Annotated in this window: 24 protein-coding genes; 14 read left to right on the forward strand and 10 right to left on the reverse strand. The window is 65.5% G+C overall.

The window, feature by feature from the left end:
• Positions 1-91: 91 nt before the first annotated feature.
• Both RAC97_RS14220 and RAC97_RS14225 read right to left on the reverse strand, forming a co-directional pair.
• Positions 92-1,681 carry a rhodanese-related sulfurtransferase gene (locus RAC97_RS14220; protein ID WP_375099102.1) on the reverse strand — a complete coding sequence of 530 codons (1,590 nt, stop codon included), beginning with the start codon at positions 1,679-1,681 and terminating at the stop codon, positions 92-94.
• Positions 1,678-2,286: a cysteine dioxygenase gene (locus RAC97_RS14225; RefSeq protein ID WP_375099103.1), complete on the reverse strand. Its 609-nt coding sequence runs from the start codon at positions 2,284-2,286 to the stop codon at positions 1,678-1,680. Before RAC97_RS14225 ends, RAC97_RS14220 begins: the two co-directional genes overlap by 4 nt.
• A gap of 270 nt (positions 2,287-2,556) precedes the next feature.
• Here RAC97_RS14225 and RAC97_RS14230 point away from each other — a divergent pair, with 270 nt between their 5' ends.
• From RAC97_RS14230 to RAC97_RS14240, 3 genes are all read left to right on the forward strand, one after another.
• The gene (locus RAC97_RS14230) at positions 2,557-3,627 is read left to right on the forward strand and encodes an LLM class flavin-dependent oxidoreductase (protein WP_375099104.1); all 1,071 of its coding nucleotides are present in this window, start codon (positions 2,557-2,559) and stop codon (positions 3,625-3,627) included.
• Between the two features lie 87 nt (positions 3,628-3,714).
• Positions 3,715-4,668: an ABC transporter substrate-binding protein gene (locus RAC97_RS14235; RefSeq protein WP_375099105.1), complete on the forward strand. Its 954-nt coding sequence runs from the start codon at positions 3,715-3,717 to the stop codon at positions 4,666-4,668.
• A gap of 159 nt (positions 4,669-4,827) precedes the next feature.
• Positions 4,828-6,147 carry an LLM class flavin-dependent oxidoreductase gene (locus tag RAC97_RS14240; RefSeq protein ID WP_375099106.1) on the forward strand — a complete coding sequence of 440 codons (1,320 nt, stop codon included), beginning with the start codon at positions 4,828-4,830 and terminating at the stop codon, positions 6,145-6,147.
• Positions 6,148-6,156: 9 nt separating this feature from the next.
• Here the strand turns inward: RAC97_RS14240 and RAC97_RS14245 are convergent, their stop codons facing one another.
• Both RAC97_RS14245 and RAC97_RS14250 read right to left on the reverse strand, forming a co-directional pair.
• A complete protein-coding gene (locus RAC97_RS14245; protein WP_375099107.1) occupies positions 6,157-6,942 on the reverse strand; it encodes a class II aldolase/adducin family protein in 786 nt (261 codons plus the stop codon).
• 120 nt (positions 6,943-7,062) lie between these two features.
• Positions 7,063-7,962, reverse strand: coding sequence for a LysR family transcriptional regulator (locus RAC97_RS14250; RefSeq protein ID WP_375099108.1), 900 nt, complete (start codon positions 7,960-7,962; stop codon positions 7,063-7,065).
• Between the two features lie 158 nt (positions 7,963-8,120).
• Here RAC97_RS14250 and RAC97_RS14255 point away from each other — a divergent pair, with 158 nt between their 5' ends.
• From RAC97_RS14255 to RAC97_RS14270, 4 genes are all read left to right on the forward strand, one after another.
• Positions 8,121-8,495, forward strand: coding sequence for a hypothetical protein (locus tag RAC97_RS14255; RefSeq protein WP_375099109.1), 375 nt, complete (start codon positions 8,121-8,123; stop codon positions 8,493-8,495).
• Positions 8,492-8,695, forward strand: a complete 204-nt coding sequence (locus RAC97_RS14260; protein WP_375099110.1) for a helix-turn-helix transcriptional regulator — start codon at positions 8,492-8,494, stop codon at positions 8,693-8,695. The genes RAC97_RS14255 and RAC97_RS14260 overlap by 4 nt, the downstream gene beginning before the upstream one ends.
• A gap of 100 nt (positions 8,696-8,795) precedes the next feature.
• Positions 8,796-9,416: a LysE family translocator gene (locus RAC97_RS14265; protein WP_375099111.1), complete on the forward strand. Its 621-nt coding sequence runs from the start codon at positions 8,796-8,798 to the stop codon at positions 9,414-9,416.
• A gap of 21 nt (positions 9,417-9,437) precedes the next feature.
• Positions 9,438-10,310: an alpha/beta fold hydrolase gene (locus RAC97_RS14270; protein ID WP_375099112.1), complete on the forward strand. Its 873-nt coding sequence runs from the start codon at positions 9,438-9,440 to the stop codon at positions 10,308-10,310.
• Positions 10,311-10,347: 37 nt separating this feature from the next.
• Here the strand turns inward: RAC97_RS14270 and RAC97_RS14275 are convergent, their stop codons facing one another.
• Positions 10,348-10,764, reverse strand: coding sequence for a RidA family protein (locus RAC97_RS14275; RefSeq protein WP_375099113.1), 417 nt, complete (start codon positions 10,762-10,764; stop codon positions 10,348-10,350).
• Positions 10,764-12,080, reverse strand: coding sequence for a flavin-containing monooxygenase (locus RAC97_RS14280; protein ID WP_375099114.1), 1,317 nt, complete (start codon positions 12,078-12,080; stop codon positions 10,764-10,766). Before RAC97_RS14280 ends, RAC97_RS14275 begins: the two co-directional genes overlap by 1 nt.
• A gap of 297 nt (positions 12,081-12,377) precedes the next feature.
• Here RAC97_RS14280 and RAC97_RS14285 point away from each other — a divergent pair, with 297 nt between their 5' ends.
• A complete protein-coding gene (locus tag RAC97_RS14285; RefSeq protein WP_375099115.1) occupies positions 12,378-13,055 on the forward strand; it encodes a DUF1028 domain-containing protein in 678 nt (225 codons plus the stop codon).
• Complete coding sequence (gene argE / locus RAC97_RS14290; RefSeq protein WP_375099116.1) at positions 13,048-14,208, forward strand: acetylornithine deacetylase; 1,161 nt, start codon at positions 13,048-13,050, stop codon at positions 14,206-14,208. The genes RAC97_RS14285 and argE overlap by 8 nt, the downstream gene beginning before the upstream one ends.
• Positions 14,209-14,223: 15 nt before the next feature.
• On the opposite strand, the gene RAC97_RS14295 is transcribed toward argE, so the two are convergent.
• Positions 14,224-15,087: a LysR family transcriptional regulator gene (locus tag RAC97_RS14295; RefSeq protein WP_375099117.1), complete on the reverse strand. Its 864-nt coding sequence runs from the start codon at positions 15,085-15,087 to the stop codon at positions 14,224-14,226.
• A 73-nt stretch (positions 15,088-15,160) separates the two neighbouring features.
• A complete protein-coding gene (locus RAC97_RS14300) occupies positions 15,161-16,177 on the reverse strand; it encodes an ABC transporter substrate-binding protein (RefSeq protein ID WP_375099118.1) in 1,017 nt (338 codons plus the stop codon).
• Positions 16,178-16,383: 206 nt separating this feature from the next.
• Here RAC97_RS14300 and RAC97_RS14305 point away from each other — a divergent pair, with 206 nt between their 5' ends.
• Positions 16,384-17,703, forward strand: coding sequence for a Na+/H+ antiporter family protein (locus RAC97_RS14305; RefSeq protein WP_375099119.1), 1,320 nt, complete (start codon positions 16,384-16,386; stop codon positions 17,701-17,703).
• An 18-nt stretch (positions 17,704-17,721) separates the two neighbouring features.
• Here the strand turns inward: RAC97_RS14305 and RAC97_RS14310 are convergent, their stop codons facing one another.
• Complete coding sequence (locus RAC97_RS14310; protein WP_375099120.1) at positions 17,722-18,729, reverse strand: FecR domain-containing protein; 1,008 nt, start codon at positions 18,727-18,729, stop codon at positions 17,722-17,724.
• A gap of 222 nt (positions 18,730-18,951) precedes the next feature.
• Here RAC97_RS14310 and RAC97_RS14315 point away from each other — a divergent pair, with 222 nt between their 5' ends.
• The 4 genes from RAC97_RS14315 (at position 18,952) to RAC97_RS14330 (ending at position 23,051) form a co-directional block, all read left to right on the forward strand.
• Positions 18,952-19,431 (forward strand): MarR family winged helix-turn-helix transcriptional regulator, encoded by a 480-nt coding sequence (locus RAC97_RS14315; RefSeq protein ID WP_375099121.1) that lies wholly within the window; start codon positions 18,952-18,954, stop codon positions 19,429-19,431.
• A 23-nt stretch (positions 19,432-19,454) separates the two neighbouring features.
• Positions 19,455-20,651, forward strand: a complete 1,197-nt coding sequence (locus RAC97_RS14320; RefSeq protein WP_375099122.1) for an HlyD family efflux transporter periplasmic adaptor subunit — start codon at positions 19,455-19,457, stop codon at positions 20,649-20,651.
• Positions 20,648-22,183, forward strand: coding sequence for a DHA2 family efflux MFS transporter permease subunit (locus RAC97_RS14325; protein ID WP_375099123.1), 1,536 nt, complete (start codon positions 20,648-20,650; stop codon positions 22,181-22,183). The genes RAC97_RS14320 and RAC97_RS14325 overlap by 4 nt, the downstream gene beginning before the upstream one ends.
• Before the next feature lie 121 nt (positions 22,184-22,304).
• Positions 22,305-23,051, forward strand: coding sequence for an SDR family oxidoreductase (locus RAC97_RS14330; protein WP_375099124.1), 747 nt, complete (start codon positions 22,305-22,307; stop codon positions 23,049-23,051).
• Positions 23,052-23,067: 16 nt separating this feature from the next.
• Here the strand turns inward: RAC97_RS14330 and mapR are convergent, their stop codons facing one another.
• Positions 23,068-24,477 (reverse strand): GntR family transcriptional regulator MpaR, encoded by a 1,410-nt coding sequence (gene mapR / locus RAC97_RS14335; RefSeq protein WP_375099125.1) that lies wholly within the window; start codon positions 24,475-24,477, stop codon positions 23,068-23,070.
• Positions 24,478-24,495: the final 18 nt, after the last annotated feature.

A 24,495-nucleotide genomic window follows, 5' to 3' on the forward strand; every position in this document is an offset into this window, starting at 1 on the left:
ACGGGACGATAGCGGCGCCATCTCAGACAACGTCGCGGCGCGGGATTGCCGCGCGTGCGTACGGGGGCCTGGGCTCACGTGTCTCTTGCCATCAAGCCTCCAGCACCTTGAACCCATGGGTGCCGTCACGCCCCAACTGCGCGATCAGCCCGAACTCCCAGTCCAGGTAACCCTGCATCGCCTCGCGGGGGTTGTCCGTGCCTTCGTAAGGACGGCGGTAACGGTCGCTGCGCGGGACGGCCAGGTGCGCTTCGCCGCTTTGCAGAGGCTTGCCCGCTGCTACCCAACTGGCGGTGCCGCCTTTCAACAGGTGCACCGGCTTGCGCGTCAGCGCCTGCACGTCGGCGACGGCAAAGCGCGCCAGCAGGCTGCTGCCGCAGGTCAGCACATAGCGTTCGGCGAGCGGCAGTTTTTCCAGGGCTTGTGCCAGCTGCGCGCGAATGACCCAGTGCGCACCGGGGACATGGCGTTTGACGTAGTTGGCGCTGGCCGTGAAGTCCAGCACCACGGTGGCGCCTTCGTGCAGCCAGGTGTCCAGCTGTTCGACGTCGACTTCAGGGACTTCCGGCAGGGCGGGCAGCGGGGCCTGCCATTCACCGGTTTCACTGAAGTCGCCCGCGCCCAGGCCGTCGAGCACCGCCACCTGCCAGCCCATCTGGGCGAGCCACGACGCGCTCATGTTGGCGCGTACGCCGTCGTTGTCCACAAGCACGATACGCGCCCCGCGCACGCTGGCGCTGTGGTCAGTCTCCTGCACCAGCTGGCCGCCCGGCGTGCTGCGGCTGCCCGGCAGGTGCCCGGCTGCGTATTCCTCGGGGGTGCGTACATCGAACAGGTAGGTGGTGCGGCTATCGTCCTTCTGCCAGGCGGCGAGGCCTTGGCGATCCAGGCGTTGCACCCCCGCGCGGTCGGCCAGGGAACGGGCGCGCTGGGCGGCGCTTTCGCGGGTACGCTCCGACACCTCGGCAAAGCGTTGCGCCTGCCCCTGGGCCAAGGCCTGGCCGGCCAGGGTCCAGCCAATGGTGCCATTGCGCAGGGCCGCCACCGGGTTGGGAATACCTGCGTTGAGCAGCGACTGGGTGCCGATGATGCTGCGGGTGCGCCCGGCGCAGTTGACGATGACCTGGGTGGTTGGGTTTGGGGCCAGTTCGGCCACCCGCAGCACCAGTTCGGCGCCCGGCACGCTGATGCCACCGGGGATGCTCATGGTCTGGTACTCGTCGAAGCGCCGGGCATCGAGCACGACCACATCAGCCTTGGCCTCGAGCAGCGCCTGCACATGTTCGGCCGCCAACGACGGGGTATGGCGCACGCTCTCGACCAGCTCACCGAAGGCCTTGCTCGGCACGTTGACGTCGCGAAACAGCTCGCCGCCCGCTTCACGCCAGCCTGCCAGGCCGCCTTCGAGCACCGCCACGTCGCTGTAGCCCAAGGCCACGAGGCGCTGGGCAGCCAGCCTGGCCAAGCCTTCGCCGTCATCGTAGACGGTGATGGCGGTGTTGCGCCGAGGCACGCGGGCGTAGATTTCCAGCTCCAGCTTCGACAGCGGGATATTGGCCGCGAACAACGGGTGCTCCTGGGCGAAAGGGGCTTCTTCGCGTACATCGATCAGCGCGAGTTCCTGGCGGGCCAGCAGGGCCTGGCGGATATCGTGGTAGCTGCGGGTGCTGGAGGTGCTCATGGGGCAGGGTTCTCTTTGGACAGGTCCCAGAGGTTGGGCAGGAGGGTGTTGGAGTAACCGGAAACGAAGGGCTTTTCGCTGCCATCGGGCAGGTACACGGCGCGGCTGACCGCGCCGATATTGGCGCCATAGACATGAATGCTGATCGACACACGGTCGTCGAAGGCGTTGCTGACCTGGTGGATATCGCCGATGCGTGGCGATACCGCTTCTACCTGGCCGGGCTCCAGGCGAACCGGCACGCCGCTTGGCTGCAGGGCGCCGTTGGCGTCGCGGGCAAAGCCCTGGGAGAACTCGGCGCCGCGCAGCATGCCGATCAGGCCCCAGACCTTGTGGTCGTGGATCGGCGTCGACTGCCCTGGTCCCCAGACGAAGCTGACCACGGAAAAGCGCTGGCGCGAGTCGCAGTGCAGCAGGTACTGCTGGTAGCGCTGCGGGTCGGGTACGGCCAGGGCTGCCGGCAGCCAGTCGTCATGGGTCACCAGTTGCTGCAGCAACGGGTGGCCGTGGTCGAGGAGGGCGGGTTCCTCGGGGTGGCGGTCCAGCAGGTCGGAAAGCTCGCCGATGAAGTGGCGCAAGCGTGCAAGGTGTGGGGTATCGCTCATGGTTCAGGCCCAGGCTGACAGTCGTGAAGTAACCCTAGCAATTGCCTGAATATTCTCAAAATTCAAAATATGCATAAGCTAATATGCGCGTTACGCATTTATAGGTGTGCGGTTTTTATCTGAAATATTTGCATGTAGTAGGTATTAGGTTATGCCCATAACGAATTTTACAGAGGGTCTTGAAGCCGCTAGCGTATAAGCACCAACCTGCTTAGCTTCAGACGCTATAACAGCTTCCATGGACATCACCTGAACGGGAGAACGCCCCGCATGAGCGTGCAATTCATCGGCATGATCGGCCACCGGTCCGTATCGGAAACCCTGGCGCCCAGCGGGCCGGTGTTCGACAAGGCCTACATCACCCGTTTCGCCCAGGCCCATGAACAGGCCGGCTTCGACCGTATCCTGGTGGGCTACTGGTCCGATCAGCCCGACGGTTTCCTGGTGACCGCGCTGGCTGGCCAGGCCACCTCGCGTATCCACTTCCTGCTTGCCCATCGCCCCGGTTTCGTGGCACCAACCCTGGCTGCGCGAAAGCTGGCCACCCTCGAGCACCTGCTCGACGGGCGCCTGGCGGTGCACATCATCAGCGGAGGCAGCGACACCGAGCAGCGCAAGGATGGCGACCTCCTGGCCCACGACCAGCGTTATGCGCGCACCGACGAGTTTCTCGATGTCGTGCGCCGGGTGTGGACCGAACAGGCGCCTTTCGACCACATCGGCGAGCATTACCAGGTCACAGGTGCATTCTCGGCGATCAAGCCACTGCAACAACCTCACCTGCCGATCTACTTTGGCGGCTCGTCGCCGGCAGCGTTGGCGGTGGCAGGCAAGCACGCCGATGTCTATGCCTTGTGGGGCGAGTCGCTGGAGCAGACCGCCGAAACCATCGCCGCCGTACGGGAGCAGGCGGCCCGGCACGGGCGCAGCGTACAATTCAGCGTGTCGTTCCGGCCAATCATCGCCGACACCGAACAGGCCGCCTGGGCCAAGGCCGAGACGATCCTCGGCCAGGCCCGCGAGCGGTTGGCCGCCAATGGCCCGGTGATCGCCCACAAGCCGCAGAGCGTGGGCGCGCAACGCCTGCGCGACACGGTGGCCAAGGGCGAGCGGGTCGATGAGCGGCTGTGGACCGGCATCGCCGCGCTGGTGGGCGGCGGGCACAATTCCACCGCCCTGGTCGGCACTGCCGAGCAGGTGGCCGATGCCTTGCTGGCCTACTACGACCTGGGCGTGAGCACCTTCCTGATCCGCGGCTTCGATCCCCTCGCCGATGCCGAAGAATACGGCCGCCAGCTGATTCCGTTGACCCGCGCCAAGGTGGCTGCACGCCAAGCCTGAGCCATTCCCTTTCCCCTATAGCCCTGATGACGAGACCGCACGTGCGGATCGCCCCCGACATGCCCTGCGTGGCATCTGGAGACGAACGTGCGTTACCTCAAGCAACTGGCCGCCGGTGTGCTGGCCACCTCCCTGAGCCTGGCCGCCAGCGCGCAAACGCTGGTGGTCGGAGACCAAAGCTTCAACGCCCGTGCCGTGATGGAGGCGGCCGGGGTACTCGACGATGTGCCCTACACCCTGGAGTGGAAGCAGTTCACCGCAGGCTCGCCGGTGGCCGAGGCGCTCAACGTCGGCAGCCTCGACGTCGGCCTGCTGGGCGATGCGCCGCCGCTGTTCCTCGGCGCGCTGGGGGCGCCGATCAAGGTCATCGCGGTGTCGCGGCAGAACCTCGAGGGCGTGGCCATCCTGGCGCGCAAGGACGCAGACATCCACAGCCTGGCCGACCTCAAGGGCAAGCGGGCGGCAATCTGGAAAGGTTCGTGGAGCCAGCAGCTGCTGTTCACTGCCCTGGACAAGGCCGGCGTGCCGCGCGATGCCCTGGAACTGCGCTACCTGAGCGCGCTGGATGCCTCCCACGCCCTGGATGGCGGCTCGGTGGACGTGATCGCTACCTGGGAGCCCTACGTCACTCAGCAGAAGCGCCATGGCGCGCGCGTACTGGCCACTGCCGAAGGGCTGATTCCCGCCCAGAGCTTCGTGGTCGCCAATGCCCGGTCGGTGCAGGACAAGCGGGCGCAGATCGCCGATTTTCTCCAGCGCCTGAAAAAGGCCCGTGACTGGACCTTGAGCGACCCGGCCCACACCGAGGCCTACGCCGACGCCTGGGCCAAGAGCACCCGCGCCGACCGCGAGATCGCCCGCGCCTGGTTTGCCCAGGCGCGCACCGACCTTGCGCCCCTCAACCCGCAGGTGGTGGTGGATGCGCAGAAGACCGTGGATTTCTTCGCAGGTCTTGGGCTGATCAAGGCCTACCCGGCCGGCAGCCTGTTCGATACCTCGTTCTCGTCGGCGTTGCAGGCCCAGGCGCTGAGCAAGCACTGACCGGGCCTTTGATGGAGCTAGAGGTCACCCCAGACCCTCGAGCACCGGCATGGCCGGTGGCATTCACCTCTGCGCCTGCTTCGCGGGTAAACCCGCCCCCACAGGGGGCGAGTTACCCCAACGGGCATCGTGGTCCCCGATCAACCTCAAAGGATTGCCATGAGCAAACGACAAATCAAACTCGGCGCCCTGACCATGGGCTGCGGTGGCCCCGGTCGCCACAACCTGTGGCTGGACCCGCAGCTGCCGGCCGACGCCAGCGTCAATATCGACTGGTACATCGAGATTGCCCGCCAGGCCGAGGCGGCGCTGTTCGACCTGATCTTCATCGTCGACAGCCAGTTCATCACCCCCGGTTCGCCCTCCCATTACCTCAACCGCCTGGAGCCGCTGACCCTGCTTTCGGCATTGGCGGTAAGCACCCGTCATATCGGTCTGGTCGGCACCTTGACCACGTCCTACAACGCGCCGTTCAACGTCGCCCGGCGCCTGGCCTCGCTGGACCTGATCAGCAAGGGGCGCGCGGGCTGGAACGTGGTCACCAGTGGCGATGCCGGCACCGCCGGCAACTATGGGCTGGACGAGCACTACGACTACGACACCCGCTACGCCCGTGCCCTGGAGCACGTCAAGGTGGTGCAGGGCCTGTGGCATTCCTACGAGGACGATGCCTTCGTGCGTGACCGCAGCACCGGCCAGTTCCTCGACCCGGCCAAGCTGCATGCGCTGAACCACAAGGGTGAGCACTTCTCGGTGGTCGGCCCGCTGAACATCCAGCGCTCACCCCAGGGCCAGCCGGTGATCTTCCAGGCCGGTGACTCCGAGCAGGGACGCGACCTAGGGGCAGCGAGCAGCGATGTGATCTTTACCCATGCCGCCAGCATCGAGCAGGGTCAGGCGTTCTATCGCGACATCAAGGGCCGCGCCGCGCGCCTGGGACGTGACCCGGAGCAATTGCTGGTGTTGCCGGGGGCCGAGATCTACGTCGGCGACACCGATGAGCATGCCCGTGAAATCGAGCGCCATTACCACCAGGCCGACCACAGTTTCGAGTTGGCGCTCAAGGAGTTCGGGCGCAACTTTGGCTGGCACGACTTCAGCCAGTACGACCTCGATGCGCCATTCCCGCAGCAGAGCCTGGAGTACGCCCGCAGCAGCTTCTTCACCCATGCCAAGCGCATTGCCGACCAGGCCAGGGCGCAAGGTTTCAGCCTGCGCCAGGCGGTGGAGTTCGGTCGGCAGCTGCGCCCAGGGGCTTTCGTGGGCAGTGCCGAGACGGTGGCGGCGAAAATGGCCGAATGGTTCGAGGCGAGGGCCCTGGATGGCTTCAATATCTATATCGGCCACCCGGCTCAGTTCCGCCGTTTCACCCAGGAGGTGGTGCCGTTGTTGCAGGCGCGTGGGCTGTATCGCACGGCGTATGAAGGCTCTACGTTGCGCGAGAGCCTTGGGTTGTCGATACCGCGCTTCGTGCGCTAGCGATGGCGGTCAATCCTGGTAGCCCAGACCGTCTCGTTCCAACTGGCGGATCAGCGCCGACCAGTGCCGCTGGATGCCTTCGCCAAGGCCGTCGGAAAAACGCTTGGACTGTTCATGCACCTTGGCGATGGCGGCGGCGGAGGCATGTTGCAAGTGCTCGTTGCCCCCGGCCTGTGCAGCGATCTGGATCGCACAGGCGCGCTCCAGGCCATGCAGCTCGCGAAAGGCATGCTCGACACTGATGCCGCCGGTGAGCAGGCCATGGTTGCGCAGGATGAGGATGTTGCTGTCACCCAGGTTCGCCACCAGCCGCGCCTGCTCGTCGAGGTCCAGCGCGACGCCTTCGTAGTCGTGGTAGGCCACGCGGCTGTAGTAGGCCAGGGCATGCTGGGAGATCGGCAGCAGGCCATCGCGCTGGGCGGACACGGCAGCGCCGTCGCGGGTATGGGTGTGCAGCACTGCCTTGAGGTCGGGGCGGGCACGGTGGATGGCGCTGTGGATGACATAGCCGGCCTGGTTGATGCCCAGGCCCAGCGGGTCGTCGATGATCGTGCCATCGACGTCCACCTTGACCAGGTTGGAGGCGCTGACCTCGTCGAACAACAAGCCGAAGGCGTTGATCAGGAAGTGCTCTTGGGGGCCGGGAACGCGGGCAGAGAAGTGCGTGTAGATATGGTCGGTCCAACGCAGTTGGGCTGCCAGGCGGTAGGCCGCGGCCAGTTTGATCCGCACCTCCCATTCCTCGGCGCCGAAGCGGGCGCGGGGGAGGGAGGATGGGCTGGGCAATGCATGCATGGTGGCTCTCCGTAGGCTGGGCAGTGGGCTGCTGGAACCCTAATGCCCGGCGTTGGAGGCTGTAAAAGGCTTTGTGGCTATATGCTAATTATTTATCTACAGATTCTTAAGTAATGCGATTTATTTATTTTGTGCTTGCAATCGCAGCCCGGCGATTTCGCCGAACAGCTCCACCGGCTCCTGCAGGTTGCCCAGGTAGCGGGGGTGGAATAGCCACAGGTCGACCTGCGGCTTGAAGTCGCTGATGTTCAGCACTTCCAGTTGCGCCAGGTGACGGCTGCCCAGCAGTAGCGGCTCAGGTACCAATCCCAGGCCTTGGCCGTTGGCGACCAGCCCCAGTTGCAGCTCGGTGCCGAAGGTTTCCAGGCTGATCGACAGCGACAGCCCCTGTTCGCTCAGGGCGCGCTGCAAGCCCGCGCGAAAGCCGCAGCCATCGGGGTTGAGCACCCAGCCACGGGTGTAGCAGTCGCGCAACTTGTAGCTGCGCTTGCCGGCGCTGCCCTTGGCCGCCACCACGCGCAGCGGCATGCGGGCGATGGAGTGGCCGGCGATGCCTTCGGGGAAGATCTTGCCCGGCGGGAACAGCGCCGCCGCAGCGTCCAGCTCGCCGTTCTCCATGCGCGCGACCAGGCTGCTGCCCCAGCCGCTGGTGACCTGGGTGCGCAGGCTCGGGTAGGCCTCGCGAAGGCGCGCCAGGGCGTTGAGCAACACCACGTCGCCCAGGGTCTGCGGCACGCCCAGGCGCAAGGTGCCCGAAGGCGCGCCGTCGCTGGCCACCAGTTCGCGCAGTGCGTCTATCTCGCGCAGGATGGCCTTGCACTGCTGGTACACGCGCAGCCCCATCGGGGTCGGCTTGAGCGGCTTGGTATTGCGGTCCAGCAGGGTGGCGCCCAGGTCATGCTCGAAGTTTTGCAGCCGCCGGGTGATGGCCGGCTGGGTCAGTTGCAAGGCTTCGGCAGCGAGGTTGGTCGACTGGCAACGGATGACGGCCACGAAGGCGTCCATGTCATCGATTTTCATATTCGGCGCTCACATATTGAGACGAGGGGACATGCCTGCGAAGAATAATCCTGTGAGCGTCTGCTGTCATGTGCGGGAGGGTGCGCGTGTAAAGCGTACTTGACATTCGCGCTGGCAGCCGCCAATGTAAAACACCCTTTACATCGGAGCTTTCAAGCATGGGACGCAAACGCTTTATCGTCGAGTTCTTCCTGGCCTTCGTCGCCTACGCGGTCTGTGTCGCCCTCGGCAGCTACCAGGTCGCCAGCAGCGGAGAAGGGGTGGCCAAGGTTGTCTGGGCCTTGTTGCCGGTGCCGTCGATGTTGCTGATCGCCTGGGTGGTGGTGCGCCAGTTGCGCGCAGTGGACGAGCTGGCCCGGCGCATCCAATTCGATGCGCTGGCGTTGGCCTTTCTGCTCACCGCACTGCTGACCTTCAGCTACGGCTTCCTCGAAACGGCCGGCCTCCCGCGCCTGTCGATGTTCATGGTGTGGCCGCTCATGGGGGTGTTGTGGATGGTCTGCACGATCGTCGGTACGAGGCGCTACCGGTGAACAACCACATCCGCGCCTTGCGCGCCGAGCACGGCTGGTCCCAGGCGGAGCTGGCCGAGCGCCTGGGAGTGTCGCGCCAAACGGTCAATGCCATCGAGACCGGCCGCTACGACCCCAGCCTGCCGCTGGCTTTCACCATTGCGCGGGTATTCGGCCTGGCGATCGAGCAGATCTTCGATCCCACTGAACCGGTACAGTGATGTGTACGGGAATAATTTAACCTAACTGTATCGCTCGAAGGGTCGCCCAGCTCCGTTAGTGTGTACGCACGATAACCAGAAACCTGACGGAAACCTCGCCATGCTCGGCTCCTACGACCTGCTGACCGCCTTCGTGCTCTACGCCTTCGTGTCTTCCATCACCCCAGGCCCGAACAACACCATGTTGCTGGCCTCGGGGGTGAACTTCGGGGTGCGCCGCTCGATTCCCCATGCCCTGGGTATCAGCATCGGTTTCATGGTCATGGTGCTGGCGGTGGGCTTTGGCCTGGGCGAGCTGTTCAAGGCCTGGCCGCCGCTTTACACGGTGCTGCGCTACGTGGGCGCTACCTACTTGCTGTACCTGGCCTGGAAGATCGCTACCGCCGGGCCGATGTCCGGCGATACCGACAGCTCGCGCAAACCCTTGAGCTTCCTGGGCGCCGCGGCGTTCCAGTGGGTCAACCCGAAGGCTTGGGTCATGGCCATCGGCGCCATCACCACCTACACCCCGGCCCAGGGCTATGTGGTCAACGTCATCGTCATTGCCGCGTTGTTCGCTTTGGTCAACCTGCCCAGCGTCGGCATCTGGGTGATGTTTGGCAGTGCCCTGCGCCGTGTGCTGCAAAAGCCACGCTGGCTGATGCTGTTCAATGTCGTGATGGCCTTGTTGCTGGTTGTTTCGCTGTATCCGCTGCTGTTTGTAGAATCGTCGTTTTCCTAGAACCACAAGTGCGACGTACCGATGCAGTTCATTCCCTGGTCCCATGATTGCTCCGAAGGCTTCACCCTGCGCGGTTGGCGCACCGAGGCCACTGGCCGGCCATTGCTGCATTTCCTGCACGGCAATGGTTTTTGCAGCCTGGCCTACCAGCCCATGCTGCTGCGCCTGGGCGAACACTTCGACCTATGGCTCAGCGATGTCCAGGGCCATGGCGACAGCGACCACGGCGGCGTCTTCCGGGGCTGGAACCGCACGGCGGCGCTGGCAGTGGAGGCTTTCGAGGCGGGGCGCGGCGAGTATGGCGACGTGCCGCGTCTGGCGGCGGGCCACAGCTTCGGCGGTGTGCTGACCGGCCTGATCCTGGCCGGCCACCCCGAGCTGTTCGCCCGGGCCGTGCTGCTCGACCCGGTGCTGTTCAGCCGGCGCATGCTGGGGGTGATGGGCGCTGCGGCCATGGTGGGTCTGCACCGCCGACACGCCCTGGCGCGCAAGGCCGCGACGCGCCGCAGCCACTGGCCGGACCGCGAAGCGGCGCTGGCCTCGCTGCAGGGGCGCGGTATCTTCAAAGGCTGGAGCGAGACCGCGCTGCACGCCTATATCGAACATGCCATTGGCGATTGCGGTGAAGGGGTGGTGCTCAAATGCCGACCCAGTCGCGAGGTGGAAATCTTCAGCTCGTTCCCCGCGCGCATGTGGCCGACCCTGGCGAGCATCGCCACGCCGACCTTGATCCTGCATGGCGAACAGACTTACCCCTTCGTGCCACGCTCGGTGCAGCGCCTGGCGGCGCTCAATGCCAAGGTCAGCGAGCAGCAAGTGCCGGGTGGCCACTGCTTCATGCAGGAAGACCCGGCCCTGGCGGCCGAGCGAGTAGTGGCGTTCCTGCAAGGTTGAACCCGGGCCGCAATGCGGCCCAGGCCACTCCAAGCGGTTACTCCGCGTTCGGCACTACCGCGATCACGTCGATCTCCATCAGCCATTCCGGTTGCGCCAACCCCGCCACTACCAGCCCGGTGGAAATCGGGAACACCCCTTTCAGCCATTGACCGACCTCTTTGTAGACCGGCTCACGGAAGCGTGGGTCGGTGATGTAGGTGGTGGTCTTGACGATGTGCGAGAGCTCCGAGCCGGCTTCTTCGAGCAATTGCTTGACGTTCTTCATCGCCTGCTCGGCCTGGGCGCGGGGGTCGCCCAGACCCACCAGACGGCCATCGAAGTCGGTGCCGACCTGGCCGCGCACATAGATGGTATTGCCGGCGCGTACCGCCTGGCACAGGTCGTTGTCCAACGCCTGGTTGGGGTAGGTGGCCTTGGTGTTGAACATGCGGATGCGGGTATGGGTAGGCATCAGTGGGCTCCGAGGGTGCTGACGTTGCGGGTCGAGGGTTGCTGCACATCCGCGTCGCGCTGTTCGCGGTCGCGGTAGGCCAGGTAGGTGCGTTGGGTGGCGATATGGCCGGCGACGTGCTTGGCGTCGTGCCACACCCCCCAGATGAACGATGAGCCACGGCGCGATAGCCAGGGCAGGCCGAGGAAGTACACGCCTGGCTCGCGCGACACACCGCGCTGGTGCTGCGGCTTGCCGTTGGCGTCGAAGGTGTCGACTTGCAGCCAGCTGAAGTCCACGCCATAGCCGGTGGCCCAGATGATCGAGCTGACCCCGGCCTGGACCAGGTCCAGTTCGCGCAGGGGCGAGGTCATGCACTCGGGATCTGGCAGGCACTTGCGTGCTTCGGGCTCTGGCGGCAGGTCCAGGCCGTTGCGTTCGACATAGGCATCGGCGGCGTCCAGCAGGGCCAGGTAGTTTTCGTCACCACGGCGGATGTTCTCGGCCAGGTTGTCCTGGAAGCGCGCGACCCCGTCTTCGAACGACTGGGTCAGGCCAACCAGGGTCATGCCTTGGTGGGCGAGGGCGCGAAAGTCCACGGTATGGCCGCCGCGGGCGCCGCTGACGGCGATGGTTACGTGCTCGCGGCCCGGCTTGGCGATTTCCGCGTCCCATTCGCCGAGCACGCCCAGCCACCAGCAGAAGTCGCGGTTACGGTAGGCGCGCGGCGGGCGATCGTGGGCGCCCACCGACAGGTAGACCTTGCGCCCGGCACGCATCAGCTCTTCGGCGATCTGCACGCCGGAAGAACCGGCACCCACCACCAGCACCGCCCCCTCAGGCAATTGCTCGGGGTTGTAGTAGGCGGCCGAGTGCAATTGGTGCAGGCGCGCATCCTGTGGTGCGATGGCCGGGATCACCGGGCGCTGGAATGGACCGGTGGCCGCCACCACGCGGTTGGCTCGGATCACGCCCTCGCTGGTTTCGATGGTGAAGCCTGGGCGGTCGGCGTTGCGTACCACGCGCTTGACCTCGACCCCGGTGCGCACCGGCAGGTTGTAGGTGCGCACGTAGCGCTCGAAGTAGTCGGCCACCTGCTCCTTGCCGGCGAAGGCATCCGGGTCGAGGTCGAATTCCAGGCCCGGGAAACGGTCATGCCAGACCGGGCCGTTGGCGACCAGCGAGTCCCAGCGTCCGCTGCGCCAGGCTTCGGCGATGCGTTTGCGCTCCAGTACCAGGTGTGGCACGCCAAGTTTGCCCAGGTGTTCGCTCATGGCCACGCCAGCTTGGCCTGCGCCGACCACGAGTGTGTCGATTTCGAGGTTGTTGAATGTCATGTCGAGCCCTTCTTGTAAGGCGGATCTGTTCAGGTCGGTTGGGGGCCGCCTTTGCCTGGGGCCAGACTAGGGAAGGGCGCAAAGTCGCGAAAATAGTATTTAGCTGGGCCTTGCCCATAAAACGGCGAAGGCCCGTGGAAAACGGGCGGGACCAGGCTTCGGTGCAATGCTGGCGACCCTAGTTTTTTCCTCGCCAAGACCCAGGAAAAAGGTCATTTCGTCTCCCCGCGCTTGTACCCAGAATGCCTGCAAACCCGCGTAGAACGCCTCGTCAAGAAAACAGCAGGAGTTAACCCCATGACCTTTTCGATCATTGGCCGCTGCCAGGAAACCGGCCAGCTCGGCATTGCCATCAGTTCTTCGAGCATCGCCGTGGGCGCCCGTTGCCCTTGGGTTCGCGCAGGCGTCGGCGCGGTCGCCTCGCAGAACATCACCCTGCCGGCCCTGGGCCCGCAGCTGCTCGATGCCCTGGAGCAAGGCCAGTTGCCCCCCACTGCAGCGCTGGACCGGGTGCTCAGTGCCAATGGCTGGAGTGAGTATCGCCAGGTCACGGTGATCGACAGCCACGGCAATGTGGCCTTGTTCACGGGCAGCCAGGCACTGGGCGTGCACCATGCACTGGCCGGCGAGCAGTGCGCGGCGGCGGGCAACCTGTTGGCCTCGCGCGCGGTGATCGAGGCCATGGTCAAGGCCTTCGAGCAGGCCGGTGGCCACCTGGCCGAGCGTCTGCTTGCCGCCATGCATGCGGCGATGGCCGCCGGTGGCGAGGCGGGCCCGGTGCATTCGGCGGCGCTCAAGGTCGTCGGGGAGCTGACCTGGCCGCTGGTGGACTTGCGGGTGGATTGGGCCGAGCAAGACCCGATCGGTGAACTCGACCGCCTGTGGCAGGCCTATCGCCCGCAGATGCAGGACTACGTGACCCGGGCGCTGAACCCGACCGCCGCCCCCAGCTATGGAGTGCCGGGCGATGAGTGAGCCTTGCAGCCGCGAACTGCTCGCCCGGCTGGTGGGCTTCGCGACGGTCAGCCGCGACTCGAACCTTGAGCTGATCGCCTTCATCCGCGAGTACCTGGCCGGGCACGGGGTGCAGAGCGAGTTGTTTTTCAACGCGCAGGGCACCAAGGCCAACCTGTTCGCCACCCTTGGCCCCAGCGACCGAGGCGGGGTGGTGTTGTCCGGGCACACCGACGTGGTGCCGGTGGACGGCCAGGCCTGGAGCGTCGAGCCGTTCCAGCTGACCGAGCGCGATGGCCGGCTGTATGGCCGTGGCACCGCCGACATGAAAGGCTTCATCGCCTCGGTATTGGCGGCGGTACCGGCGTTTCTCGCCCAGCCGTTGAAGCTGCCGGTGCACCTGGCGTTTTCCTACGACGAGGAGGTCGGCTGCCTGGGCGTGCGTTCAATGCTGGCCGCTCTGGCGCAGCGCCCGCACAAGCCACGACTGTGCCTGATCGGTGAGCCCACCGAGCTCAAGCCGGTGCTGGGCCACAAGGGCAAGTTGGCCATGCGCTGCCAGGTGCAGGGCGCGGCATGCCATTCGGCCTATGCACCCTATGGCGTGAACGCCATCGAGTACGCGGCACGGCTGATCGGCAAGCTCGGTCAGATCGGTGATCGGCTGGCGCAGCCTCAGCACCACGACGCGCGCTTCGACCCGCCGTTCTCCACGGTGCAGACCGGGGTCATCAAGGGCGGCAGGGCCTTGAACATCGTGCCGGCCGAATGCGAGTTCGACTTCGAGGTGCGCGCGTTGCCCGGCTTTGCCGCCGAGGGCGTGGCCGAGCAATTGCAGGCCTACGCCGAGGACGAACTGCTGCCGCGCATGCGTGCGGTAAATGCGGCCAGCGACATTCGCTTGCAGCCGTTGAGCGCCTACCCAGGGCTGGCCACGCCGGCCGACAGCGAGGCGGCGCGCCTGGTGACGATGCTCAGTGGGTCGAGTGAGTTCGGGACCGTGGCCTTCGGCACCGAGGGCGGTCTGTTCGACCAGGCTGGGATCCCTACCGTGGTGTGCGGGCCGGGCAGCATGGAGCAGGGGCACAAGCCCGATGAGTTCGTCAGCGTCGAGCAACTGCGCGGTTGTGATGCGATGCTGCTGAGGCTGGTGGAGTATCTGCGGGCGGATTGACCTGGCAACGCCTGCTCAGGCATCCAGCGCCGTCTTGAGCACCGCGCTCAAGTGACGCCGCTGGCTTTTCTCATGCTCCAACAGCACCACGCGACGGGTCAGTTGCGGCTCGCCGAAGGGCAGGCAGGTGGCAGCGGGCAGGCGTTGCAGGTCTTCGTCGGCCATGGGAATGATCGCCACGCCCAACCCCATGGCCGCCATGCGCGCCAGGGCCTCCTGGCTGTCCAGTTCCATCTGCTCGCTGACCTGCAAGCGCTGGCGGCGCAGCTCCTGCTCGATCTGCCGGCCTGCCCAGGCGCGTTTGTCGAAGCGCAGGAACGGCTGGCTGGCGAGCAGTTGGGCCAGGCTCTGGCCTGCCAGCTCCGGGCTGGCGACGGCCCAGAAGCGGTCCTCGAACAGTGGCGTGTAGTGCAGGTTTTGCGGGTAGGGGCTGACCGGCTCGGTGGTGATCGCCGCATCCAGCTCGCCGTCCTCGACCCGGCGTGCCAGTTCCGCCGACATGCCCGACGCCACGCTGATGTGCAGTTGCGGATGATGGGCCTTGATCCACACCAGCGCCTTGGGCAGGCGCCGCGCCAGCACGGTATGGATCGCGCCGATCCGTAGCCGCCCACGCAGGCTCGGGCCGCTGGCCAGGGTGTCGGCCAGTTCGTCGTAGGCGGCCAGGATGCTTTCGGCCCGGGCCACGGCCAATTGACCGGCTTCGGTCAGCGCCACCTGGCGGCGGCTGCGGTCGAACAGCGGCACCTGCAACTCGTCTTCCAGGGTCTTGATGTGCAGGCTGACCGCCGACGGGGTGAGGCTGAGCAGGTCGGCGGCGCGGGCGAAGGTGCCGTGGCGGGCGATGGTCACCAGGGTGCGCAGGGCTTTGAGGGACACGCAGACAGCTCCGCAGGAGGGGAATGGGCGGCACGGTAACCGCAGCGCCTAGGGGCGGGCAAGCCGCGTTTGGCTACAGCGATGCGGCCACCTTGGCGGCCACCTCGTCCGGCACCCAGGCTTTCCATATTTCGGGGTGCTCACGCAGGAACACCAGGGCGGCCTCTCGTGGGTCCTGACGGGTTTCGCTCATGTGCGCCAGGGCCTTGTTCAGGGTGTCTATGGGCAGGTCGACCTTCTCGAACCAGGCCACCAGCTCCGGGTACTGCTCACGGAACCGCGCCGATACCCCGATCGACAGCTTCGCCGCCAGCGAGCCGCTGCCCTTGGGGTGGGGGTTGGCCGGGTCGGTGAGGGTGGCCCAGGCCTGTTCGTCGAACGGCGGTTCTTCAAGGCGTACCAGATCGAAACGGCCCATCAACGGCGTGGGGCTCCAGTAGTAGAACAGCACCGGCTGCCCGCGCCTTATCGCCGAGGTCACCTCGGCATCGAGCGCCGCACCGGAACCGGTTCGGAAGTTGTTGTACAGCCCGTCCAAACCGTAGGCCTTGAGCTTCTGGGTGTTGACGATTTCGGAGGTCCAGCCCGCAGGGCTGTTGAGGAAGCGGCCCTTGCCGGGCGCTTCGGCGTCCTTGAACACCTCGGGGTAGCGCTTGAGGTCGTCGACGCTGCGCAGTTCCGGGGCCAGGGGTTTGATGCCTTTTGCGGCATCGCCCTTGATCACGTAGGCCGGCACCCACCAACCTTCCTCGGCGTTCTTCACCGTGTCGCCCAGGGCGAACACCTGGCCGGCCTGTTCGGCCTTGACCCAGGCGGGGCTGCGCCCGGCCCACTCCTCGGCGATCACTTGCAGGTCGTTGCGCGCCAGGGCCACCTCCATGCTAACGGTGCTGCCGGGGAGGGTGTCGGTGGGGTAGCCGTAGCCGTGTTCGACGATCAGGCGCAGCACCTCGGTGGTGAAGGCGCCGCTTTCCCATCCTATGGCGCCGAAATGGATGGGCTCGCGTGCCGTGGCGGCTGCGGCGCTGTCGGTGCTGGCCAGGCCGAAGGCGAGCAGCAGGCTGGCCAGCAGCGTTGGAATCTTTTTCATCAGGGCCTCGTTGGTTGCCTTTAGCGTGTGCGGCAAGTGTAGACGAGGCTTTTTTCGCACCTTCCCGGGCGGTTTTGACATCCGCGGCCCACTCCTTCAGAGTACGCGCCCTTCATAACAACATCCCTTGGTCCGGCCCCTGCGTAGCCCGCAGCCTGTCGCCGGTGCCTTTGCTTTTGGTCTGTCGCAACGAGGTATTCCACACCATGAATGCAGTTATTGCCGCGGTCGGCATCATGCTCATCCTGAGCCTGTCCCGCGTGCACGTGGTCATCGCGCTTATCGTCGGTGCCCTGGCCGGTGGCCTGGTAGGCGGCCTGGGCATCGAAGCCACGCTCAAGGCCTTCAATGGCGGCCTGGGCGGTGGCGCCACGGTGGCGCTGTCGTATGCCTTGCTCGGCGCCTTCGCCGTGGCGATTGCCAAGTCCGGGCTGGCCCACGCCCTGGCCGATCGCGCCCTGGCCATGGTCGACCGCCAAGGCCATGTCGATGGCGGCAAGATGAAATGGCTGCTGATCGGCTTGATGCTGGTGGTGGCGGTGTCCTCGCAGAACATCCTGCCCATCCACATCGCCTTCATCCCGCTGCTGGTGCCACCGCTGCTGTATGTGCTGACGCGCCTGCGCATCGACCGCCGCCTGATCGCCTGCGTCATCACCTTTGGCCTGATCACGCCCTACATGTTCCTGCCAGTGGGCTTCGGCAACATCTTCCTCAACGAGATCCTGCTGGCCAATGTCAGCCGTGCGGGCGTGGATGTCAGTGGGGTCAATGTCACCCAGGCCATGGCCATTCCGGCGGCGGGTATGCTGACCGGCCTGTTGCTGGCGGTGTTTTTCAGCTATCGGCGCAAGCGCGACTACGACTTGGACCGTATCGAGCGGGTAGAGCAGGTGAGCGTGCGCTACAACCCGTTGACCCTGCTGGTGGCGGGCGTGGCAATTGGCGCTGCGTTCATCGTCCAGCTGTGGCTGGACTCGATGATCATCGGTGCCATGGTTGGTTTCCTGATCTTCTCGGCCTCGGGCATCGTGCGTTGGAAAGAAACCGACGACCTGTTCACCGAAGGCATGAAGATGATGGCGATGATCGGCTTCATCATGATCGCAGCCTCCGGTTTTGCCGAAGTGATGAAGGCCACCGGTGAGATCAACAGCCTGGTGGAAACGTCCGCGCAGTGGATCGACCACAACAAAGGCATTGGTGCCTTGCTGATGCTGCTGGTCGGTCTGCTGGTGACCATGGGCATTGGCTCGTCGTTCTCGACGGTACCGATCCTGGCGGCGATCTTCGTGCCGCTGTGCGTGCAGCTGGGCTTCAGCCCACTGGCGATCGTCTGCATCGTCGGGACTGCCGGGGCATTGGGCGATGCCGGCTCGCCGGCCTCGGACTCCACCTTGGGGCCAACTTCGGGGCTGAACGTCGATGGCCAGCACCACCATATCTGGGACACCGTGGTGCCCACCTTCATCCACTACAACCTGCCGTTGCTGGCGTTCGGCTGGTTGGCGGCGATGGTGCTGTAGAGGAAGGGCCAGGTTTTCCTAGCCGCGGCCCGGGGATGGCAGGATACGGTTCAACACCGTACTGCCGTCCTTGCTGCGGGTCAGGTACACCGGCAGCACCTTGGGCAGGTTGTCCACCAGGCGGTTCACCTCGCGAGTGCTGTAGATACCGCTGATGCGAATACGGCCGACGTTGCTATCGGCCAGCAGCAGCGGCTTGTCGAGGTAGCGGTTGATCACCGGCAGCGCCTGGGACAGGCTCAGGTTGTCCAACACCAGGCGACCGTTGCGCCAGGCCAGGGCGTTGGCGTAGTCGCCGCTTTGCGCCAGTTGCGGCTCGAAGTCGCCGACCCGGTAGCTGGCCTGCATGCCAGGGCCCAGGCGGTAGCCGCCGTCCTTGCTGGTGCTCGAGACCAGCACCGAGCCTTCTACCAGGGTCACCTTGACCTGGTCCTGGTACTTCCAGACGTTGAACTGGGTACCGGTGACCCGGGTCTGGCCGTGGCCGGCCTGCACGATGAAGGGGTGCTCGCTGTCGTGCTTGACCTTGAAGAATGCCTCGCCGCTGACCAGGGTGACCTGGCGGCGGTCCTTGTAGTTCAGATAGCGCAACTGGGTGTGCAGGTTGAGCTCGACATCGCTGCCATCGCTCAGGCGCACCTGGCGCACCTGGTCTTGGGTTTCGAAGCGTTGGTAGTGATTGGGCAGCCAGCCTTGTTCCCAGCCTACCCAGCCCGCCAGCGGCAGGGCCAGCAAGGCGAGCACCGCAGCCGAGGCCAGAGGCCGCCACTGGCGCGTGCGGGCTGCGCGCGCGGCAACCGGGAAGGGCGTGACCACTGCTTCGTTGCGCGGTAGCAGGTCGGCGGTCTGCCAGATTTCCTGCATCGCCTGGTATTCCTGGGCGTGCCGTGGGTCGGCCGCCAGCCACCGGGCGAATGCCTCACGCTCTGCCGGGGAGCAATCGTCCTCGTTCAGGCGCATGCACCAATGCGCCGCGGCATCGGTGATTGCATCGTCGTCGCTGTGCAGGTGGCGGTCGTGATTCATTGCAGCTCCCGGTTTTGCGCATTCTACTCCCGGAAAGGGTTCCAAGGAACGAGATAATGGCGAATGACTATCAGTTGTGAGATTTTTCGTCGCATATCGCCTCTGTAAAACGATTGACGCATAGCGCCATTTATCGCGCAGATGCATAGCTTGCTAATAAAGGTTTTGACATTCACTGCCTAGGCAGTAATATTTTGAAATATCCACCGCGAGCGAGCCTTCATGTCGCATTTCACTCCGGAAAACTTCGAGCGTTGCAGCATTGGCATGCTGCTCGGGCGCACCGCCTTGCTCAAGGACCGCATCCTGGATTGGCACCTGGAGGCCGACGGGGTGACCGCTGCGCAGTTCAAGGTGCTGATCATCGTCACCCAGTACCAGGTCGATACCCCGGCCGAGCTGTGCCGCTACCTGGGCCTGGACAGCGGCTCGATGACCCGCATGCTCGACCGGCTCGAGCAGAAGGGCCTGATGCTGCGCAACCGTTGCCCGGAGGACCGCCGCCAGGTGCGCCTGGAGCTGACCGCCGACGGCCAGCGCCTGGCCGATCGCCTGCCACATATCGGCGCGTTGGCGATGAACGAGTTGGTCGGGGTGCTCGCAGCTGAAGAACTGCAAACCCTCGAGACGTTGCTGGCCAAGGTGCTGCTGGCCGCCGGCGACCCCCTGACGATCGCCCGTTTCGGCGATCGAGAACGCTGAATCCACTTTCCCTAGGTACTGCCATGGCCACTTCCTCGGATGCATCCACCACCCCCGACGTGCCCGACTCCAACCGCAAACGCAAGGTCTGGCTGCTGGCCCTGCTGCTGATCGTCCTGCTCGCAGGTGCCGGCAGTTGGGCCTGGTACAGCCTGGTCGGGCGCTGGCATGAAAGCACCGACGATGCCTACGTCAATGGCAACGTGGTGCAGATCACCCCGCTGGTGGCCGGTACCGTCACCAGCATTGGCGCCGACGATGGCGACCTGGTGCATGCCGGCCAGGTGCTGCTGCGCTTCGACCCCAGCGACAGCGAGGTGGCCCTGCAAGCCGCCAAGGCCAAGCTGGCCCGCACCGTCCGTGAAACCCGCGGGCTGTATAGCAACGTCGACGCGCTCAAGGCGCAGATGCAAACCCGCCAGGCCGAGCTGAAAAAGGCCCAGGAAAACTACAACCGCCGCAAGGTGCTGGCCGACAGTGGGGCGATTGCCGCCGAAGAACTGTCCCATTCGCGCGACGACCTGACCGCCGCGCAGAGCGCGTTGGACAACGCCCGCCAGCAGTTGGCGACCAGCACGGCGCTGGTCGACGACACCGTGGTGTCCTCGCACCCTGAAGTCATGGCCGCCGCCGCCGACCTGCGCCAGGCCTATCTGGACAACGCCCGCAGCACCCTGGTGGCGCCGGTGACCGGCTACGTGGCCAAGCGCACCGTGCAATTGGGTCAGCGCCTGCAACCGGGCGCAGCGACCATGGCGGTGATCCCCCTGGACCAGGTGTGGATCGACGCCAACTTCAAGGAAACCCAGCTGCGCGACATGCGTATCGGCCAGCCGGTGACGATCACCGCCGACCTGTACGGCAGCGCGGTCACCTTCGACGGCACCGTCGAAAGCCTGGGCGCTGGCACCGGCAGTGCCTTCGCCCTGCTGCCCGCGCAAAATGCCACCGGCAACTGGATCAAGATCGTCCAGCGGGTGCCGGTGCGTATCCACCTCGATGCCGCACAACTGAAGGAGCACCCGCTGCGCATCGGCCTGTCCACCGTGACCGAGGTCGACCTGCACGACCAGAGCGGCCCGGCCCTGGCGCAGCAGCCGCCGCAGCAGGCCAGCTACACCACTGACGTGTATGACCGTCAGTTGGCCGAGGCCGATACGCTGATCGCCCGGCTGATCCACGACAACAGTGCCGGCACTGGCAAGACGGCGCTACGATGAGCAACACCGCCCCCGCGCAGTTCACCCCGCCGAGCCTGCTGCTCACGACCATCGGCCTGTCGCTGGCGACGTTCATGCAGGTGCTCGACACCACCATCGCCAACGTCGCCTTGCCGACCATTTCCGGCAACCTGGGGGTGAGCTACGAGCAGGGCACCTGGGTAATTACGTCGTTCGCCGTGAGCAACGCCATCGCCTTGCCGCTGACCGGCTGGCTGAGCCGACGGTTCGGCGAAGTGAAGCTGTTCACCTGGGCCACGCTGCTGTTCGTGCTGGCCTCGTTTCTGTGCGGTATCGCCCAGTCGATGCCGGAGCTGGTGGCGTTCCGGGTCATACAAGGCGTGGTCGCAGGCCCCTTGTACCCCATGACCCAGACCCTGCTGATCGCTGTCTACCCGCCGGCCAAACGGGGCATGGCCTTGGCCTTGCTGGCGATGGTGACGGTGGTGGCGCCGATCGCCGGGCCTATCCTTGGCGGCTGGATCACCGACAGCTACAGCTGGCCATGGATATTCTTCATCAACGTGCCCATCGGCCTGTTCGCCGCCGCAGTGGTGCGCCAGCAGATGCGCGCGCGACCGGTGCACACCAGCCGCCAGCCCATGGACTACGTCGGCCTGCTGACGCTGATCGTCGGAGTGGGGGCGTTGCAGGTGGTGCTGGACAAAGGTAACGATCTGGATTGGTTCGAGTCGTCGTTCATCGTTATCGGCAGCCTGATTTCCGTGGTGTTCCTGGCCGTGTTCGTGATCTGGGAACTGACCGACCGCCACCCGGTGGTGAACCTGCGGCTGTTCGTGCACCGCAATTTCCGTATTGGCACCCTGGTGCTGGTAGGCGGCTATGCCGGCTTCTTCGGCATCAACCTGATCCTGCCGCAATGGTTGCAGACGCAGATGGGCTACACCGCCACCTGGGCGGGCCTGGCGGTGGCGCCGATCGGCCTGCTGCCGGTGCTGATGTCGCCGTTCGTGGGCAAGTACGCGCACCGCTTCGACCTGCGCCTGCTGGCGGGCCTGGCATTTCTGGCCATTGGTGCCAGCTGCTACATGCGCGCCGGTTTCACCAGCGAGGTGGACTTCGCCCATGTGGCGATGGTGCAGTTGTTCATGGGCATTGGCGTGGCGCTGTTCTTCATGCCGACCTTGAGCATCCTGCTGTCGGACCTGCCGCCGCAGCAGATCGCCGATGGCTCGGGGCTGGCGACGTTCCTGCGCACCTTGGGCGGCAGTTTCGCGGCATCGCTGACCAGCTGGATCTGGATTCGTCGGGCCGACCAGCACCATGCCTATCTCAGCGAGCACATCAGCCAGTACGACCCGGCCACCCAGCATGTACTGGAGCAGTTGGGCGGCGCCAATACCCATAGCTATGCGCAGTTGGAGCAGATCCTCAACAGCCAGGCCTACATGATGTCGACGGTGGACTATTTCACCTTGCTGACGTGGGTGTTCGCCGGCCTGATCCTGCTGGTCTGGCTGGCCAAGCCGCCCTTCACGGCCAAAGCCGGGCCTGCGTCTGCAGGGCATTGAGGGTATGGCCGGGGCTTGCCCGCGAACCAGGGCGCAGCCCTGGCCATCCACCCCGTTGCTCCAGGCAGAGTTTTTCCCCTAATCTCGTAGTCCTGTTCCCTAAGCTGAAAATGGCAGGTTCATGGACAAGGTCATCGTCATCACAGGCGCCAGTCGCGGCATTGGCGCTGCCACCGCGCTGCTCGCCGCCCGCCAGGGCTATCGCATCTGCATCAACTACCACACCGACGACCAGGCCGCCGAACAGGTCCTGGCCCAGGTGCGCGAGCTCGGCGCCCAGGCCATTGCCGTGCGCGCCGATGCCAGTGTCGAAGACGAGGTGGTGCGACTGTTCCAGCGGGTTGACCATGAACTGGGGCCTGTGACCGCGCTGGTCAACAACGCAGGCACCATTGCCACCCAGAGCCGGGTCGAAGACATGTCCGAGTTCCGCCTGCTCAAGGTGATGAAGACCAATGTGGTCGGGCCGATGCTCTGCGCCAAGCATGCCTTGTTGCGCATGGCTCGGCGCCATGGCGGGCAGGGTGGCGCCATCGTCAACGTGTCGTCGGTGGCCGCACGCCTGGGCTCGCCCAACGAGTACGTCGACTATGCGGCATCCAAGGGCGCCCTGGACACCTTCACCTTGGGCCTGGCCAAGGAAGTGGCGGGTGAGGGCGTACGGGTCAACGCCGTACGCCCCGGCTATATCCACACCGGCTTCCATGCCCTGAGCGGCGACCCTGAGCGAGTCGCCAAGCTCGAGCCCAGCCTGCCGATGGGGCGCGGCGGGCGTGCCGAAGAGGTCGCCGAGGCGATTCTCTGGCTGTTGTCGGACCAGGCGTCTTACTCCACCGGCAGTTTCATCGAGCTGGGCGGCGGGCGCTGATGCTTGACGAAAACGCTCAGAACGACCGGATGATCCGCCCCAGCGTCTCCATCGCCTGCTGCGGCCCCTCGCCCCAGGGGCTGCCATAGTTCAGGCGGATGCAGTTGCCAAAGCGCCGGGTCGGCGAAAAGATCGGCCCCGGCGCAATGCTGATGCCCTGGGCCAGGGCCATGTGGAACAGTTTCAGCGCATCCATCTGCTCGGGCAGCTCCAACCACAGGAAATACCCGCCGCTGGGCTGGCTGACGCGGGTCTGCGCCGGGAAGTGCTTGGCGATGGCCGCCAGCATGTTGGCCTGCTGGCCTTCCAGGGCGTAGCGCAGCTTGCGCAGGTGGCGGTCATAGCCGCCGTGTTGCAGGTAGTCGGCAATCGCCGCCTGGGCCGGCATCGAGGCGCACAGCGAGGTCATCAGCTTGAGCCGTTCGATCTTCTGGGCGAAGCGCCCGGCGGCCACCCAGCCGATCCGATAGCCCGGCGCCAGGCTCTTGGCGAACGAGCCGCAGTGCATCACCAGGCCGTCGCGGTCGAACGCCTTGGCCGGCTTGGGCGCCTGCTGGGCGTAGTACAGCTCGGCGTACACGTCGTCCTCGATCAGTGGCACCTGGTGACGATGCAGCAGCTCGACCAACGCCTGCTTCTTGGCCTCGGGCATGCTCGCGCCCACCGGGTTCTGGAAATTGGTCATGCACCACACCGCCTTGACCGGGTACTTTTCCAAGGTTTGCGCAAGCACACCGAGGTCCATGCCTTCGCGCGGTTGCACCGGAATTTCCACAGCCTTGAGCTTGAGCCGCTCCAGCACTTGCAGGCAGGCATAAAAGGCCGGCGCCTCGATGGCCACCAGGTCGCCTGGTTCGGTCACTGCCTGCAGGCACAGGTTCAGGGCCTCCAGCGCGCCGTTGGTGATCAGCAGCTCTTCCATCGGCAGCATCAGCCCGCCGACCATGTAGCGCAGGGTGATCTGCCGGCGCAACTGTGGGTTGCCCGGCGACAGGTCGGTGACCACCATGCGCGGGTCCATGGCGCGGCTGGCGCTGGCCAGGGAGCGGGCCAGGCGCTGCAGGGGAAACAGCGTGGGGCTGGGGAAGGCCGAGCCGAACGGCACGGTATGGGGGTCCTTGATCGAGTCGAGGATGGAAAACACCAGGGCACTGACGTCCACGTCGGTGGACTCGCTCACCGGCTCCAGGGCCTGCGGTTCGCTGAACGGGCGAGGCGCGTGGGTGTTGACGAAGTAGCCCGAGCGCGGCCTGGCGCGGATCAGCCCGCGGCGCTCCAGCAGGTAATAGGCCTGGAACACCGTGGAGGGGCTGACCCCGTGGGTCTGGCTGGCGTAGCGCACAGAGGGCACGCGCTCGCCTGGGCCCAGCACCCCGGAGCGGATCAGTTCGGCAATGTCGTCGGCGAATCGTTCGTAGCGTTTCATCGTGCGCTCTATCGAAGG

Origin of the sequence: Pseudomonas sp. LS_2, assembly GCF_042709235.1 — a bacterium.
Lineage (GTDB): Bacteria > Pseudomonadota > Gammaproteobacteria > Pseudomonadales > Pseudomonadaceae > Aquipseudomonas.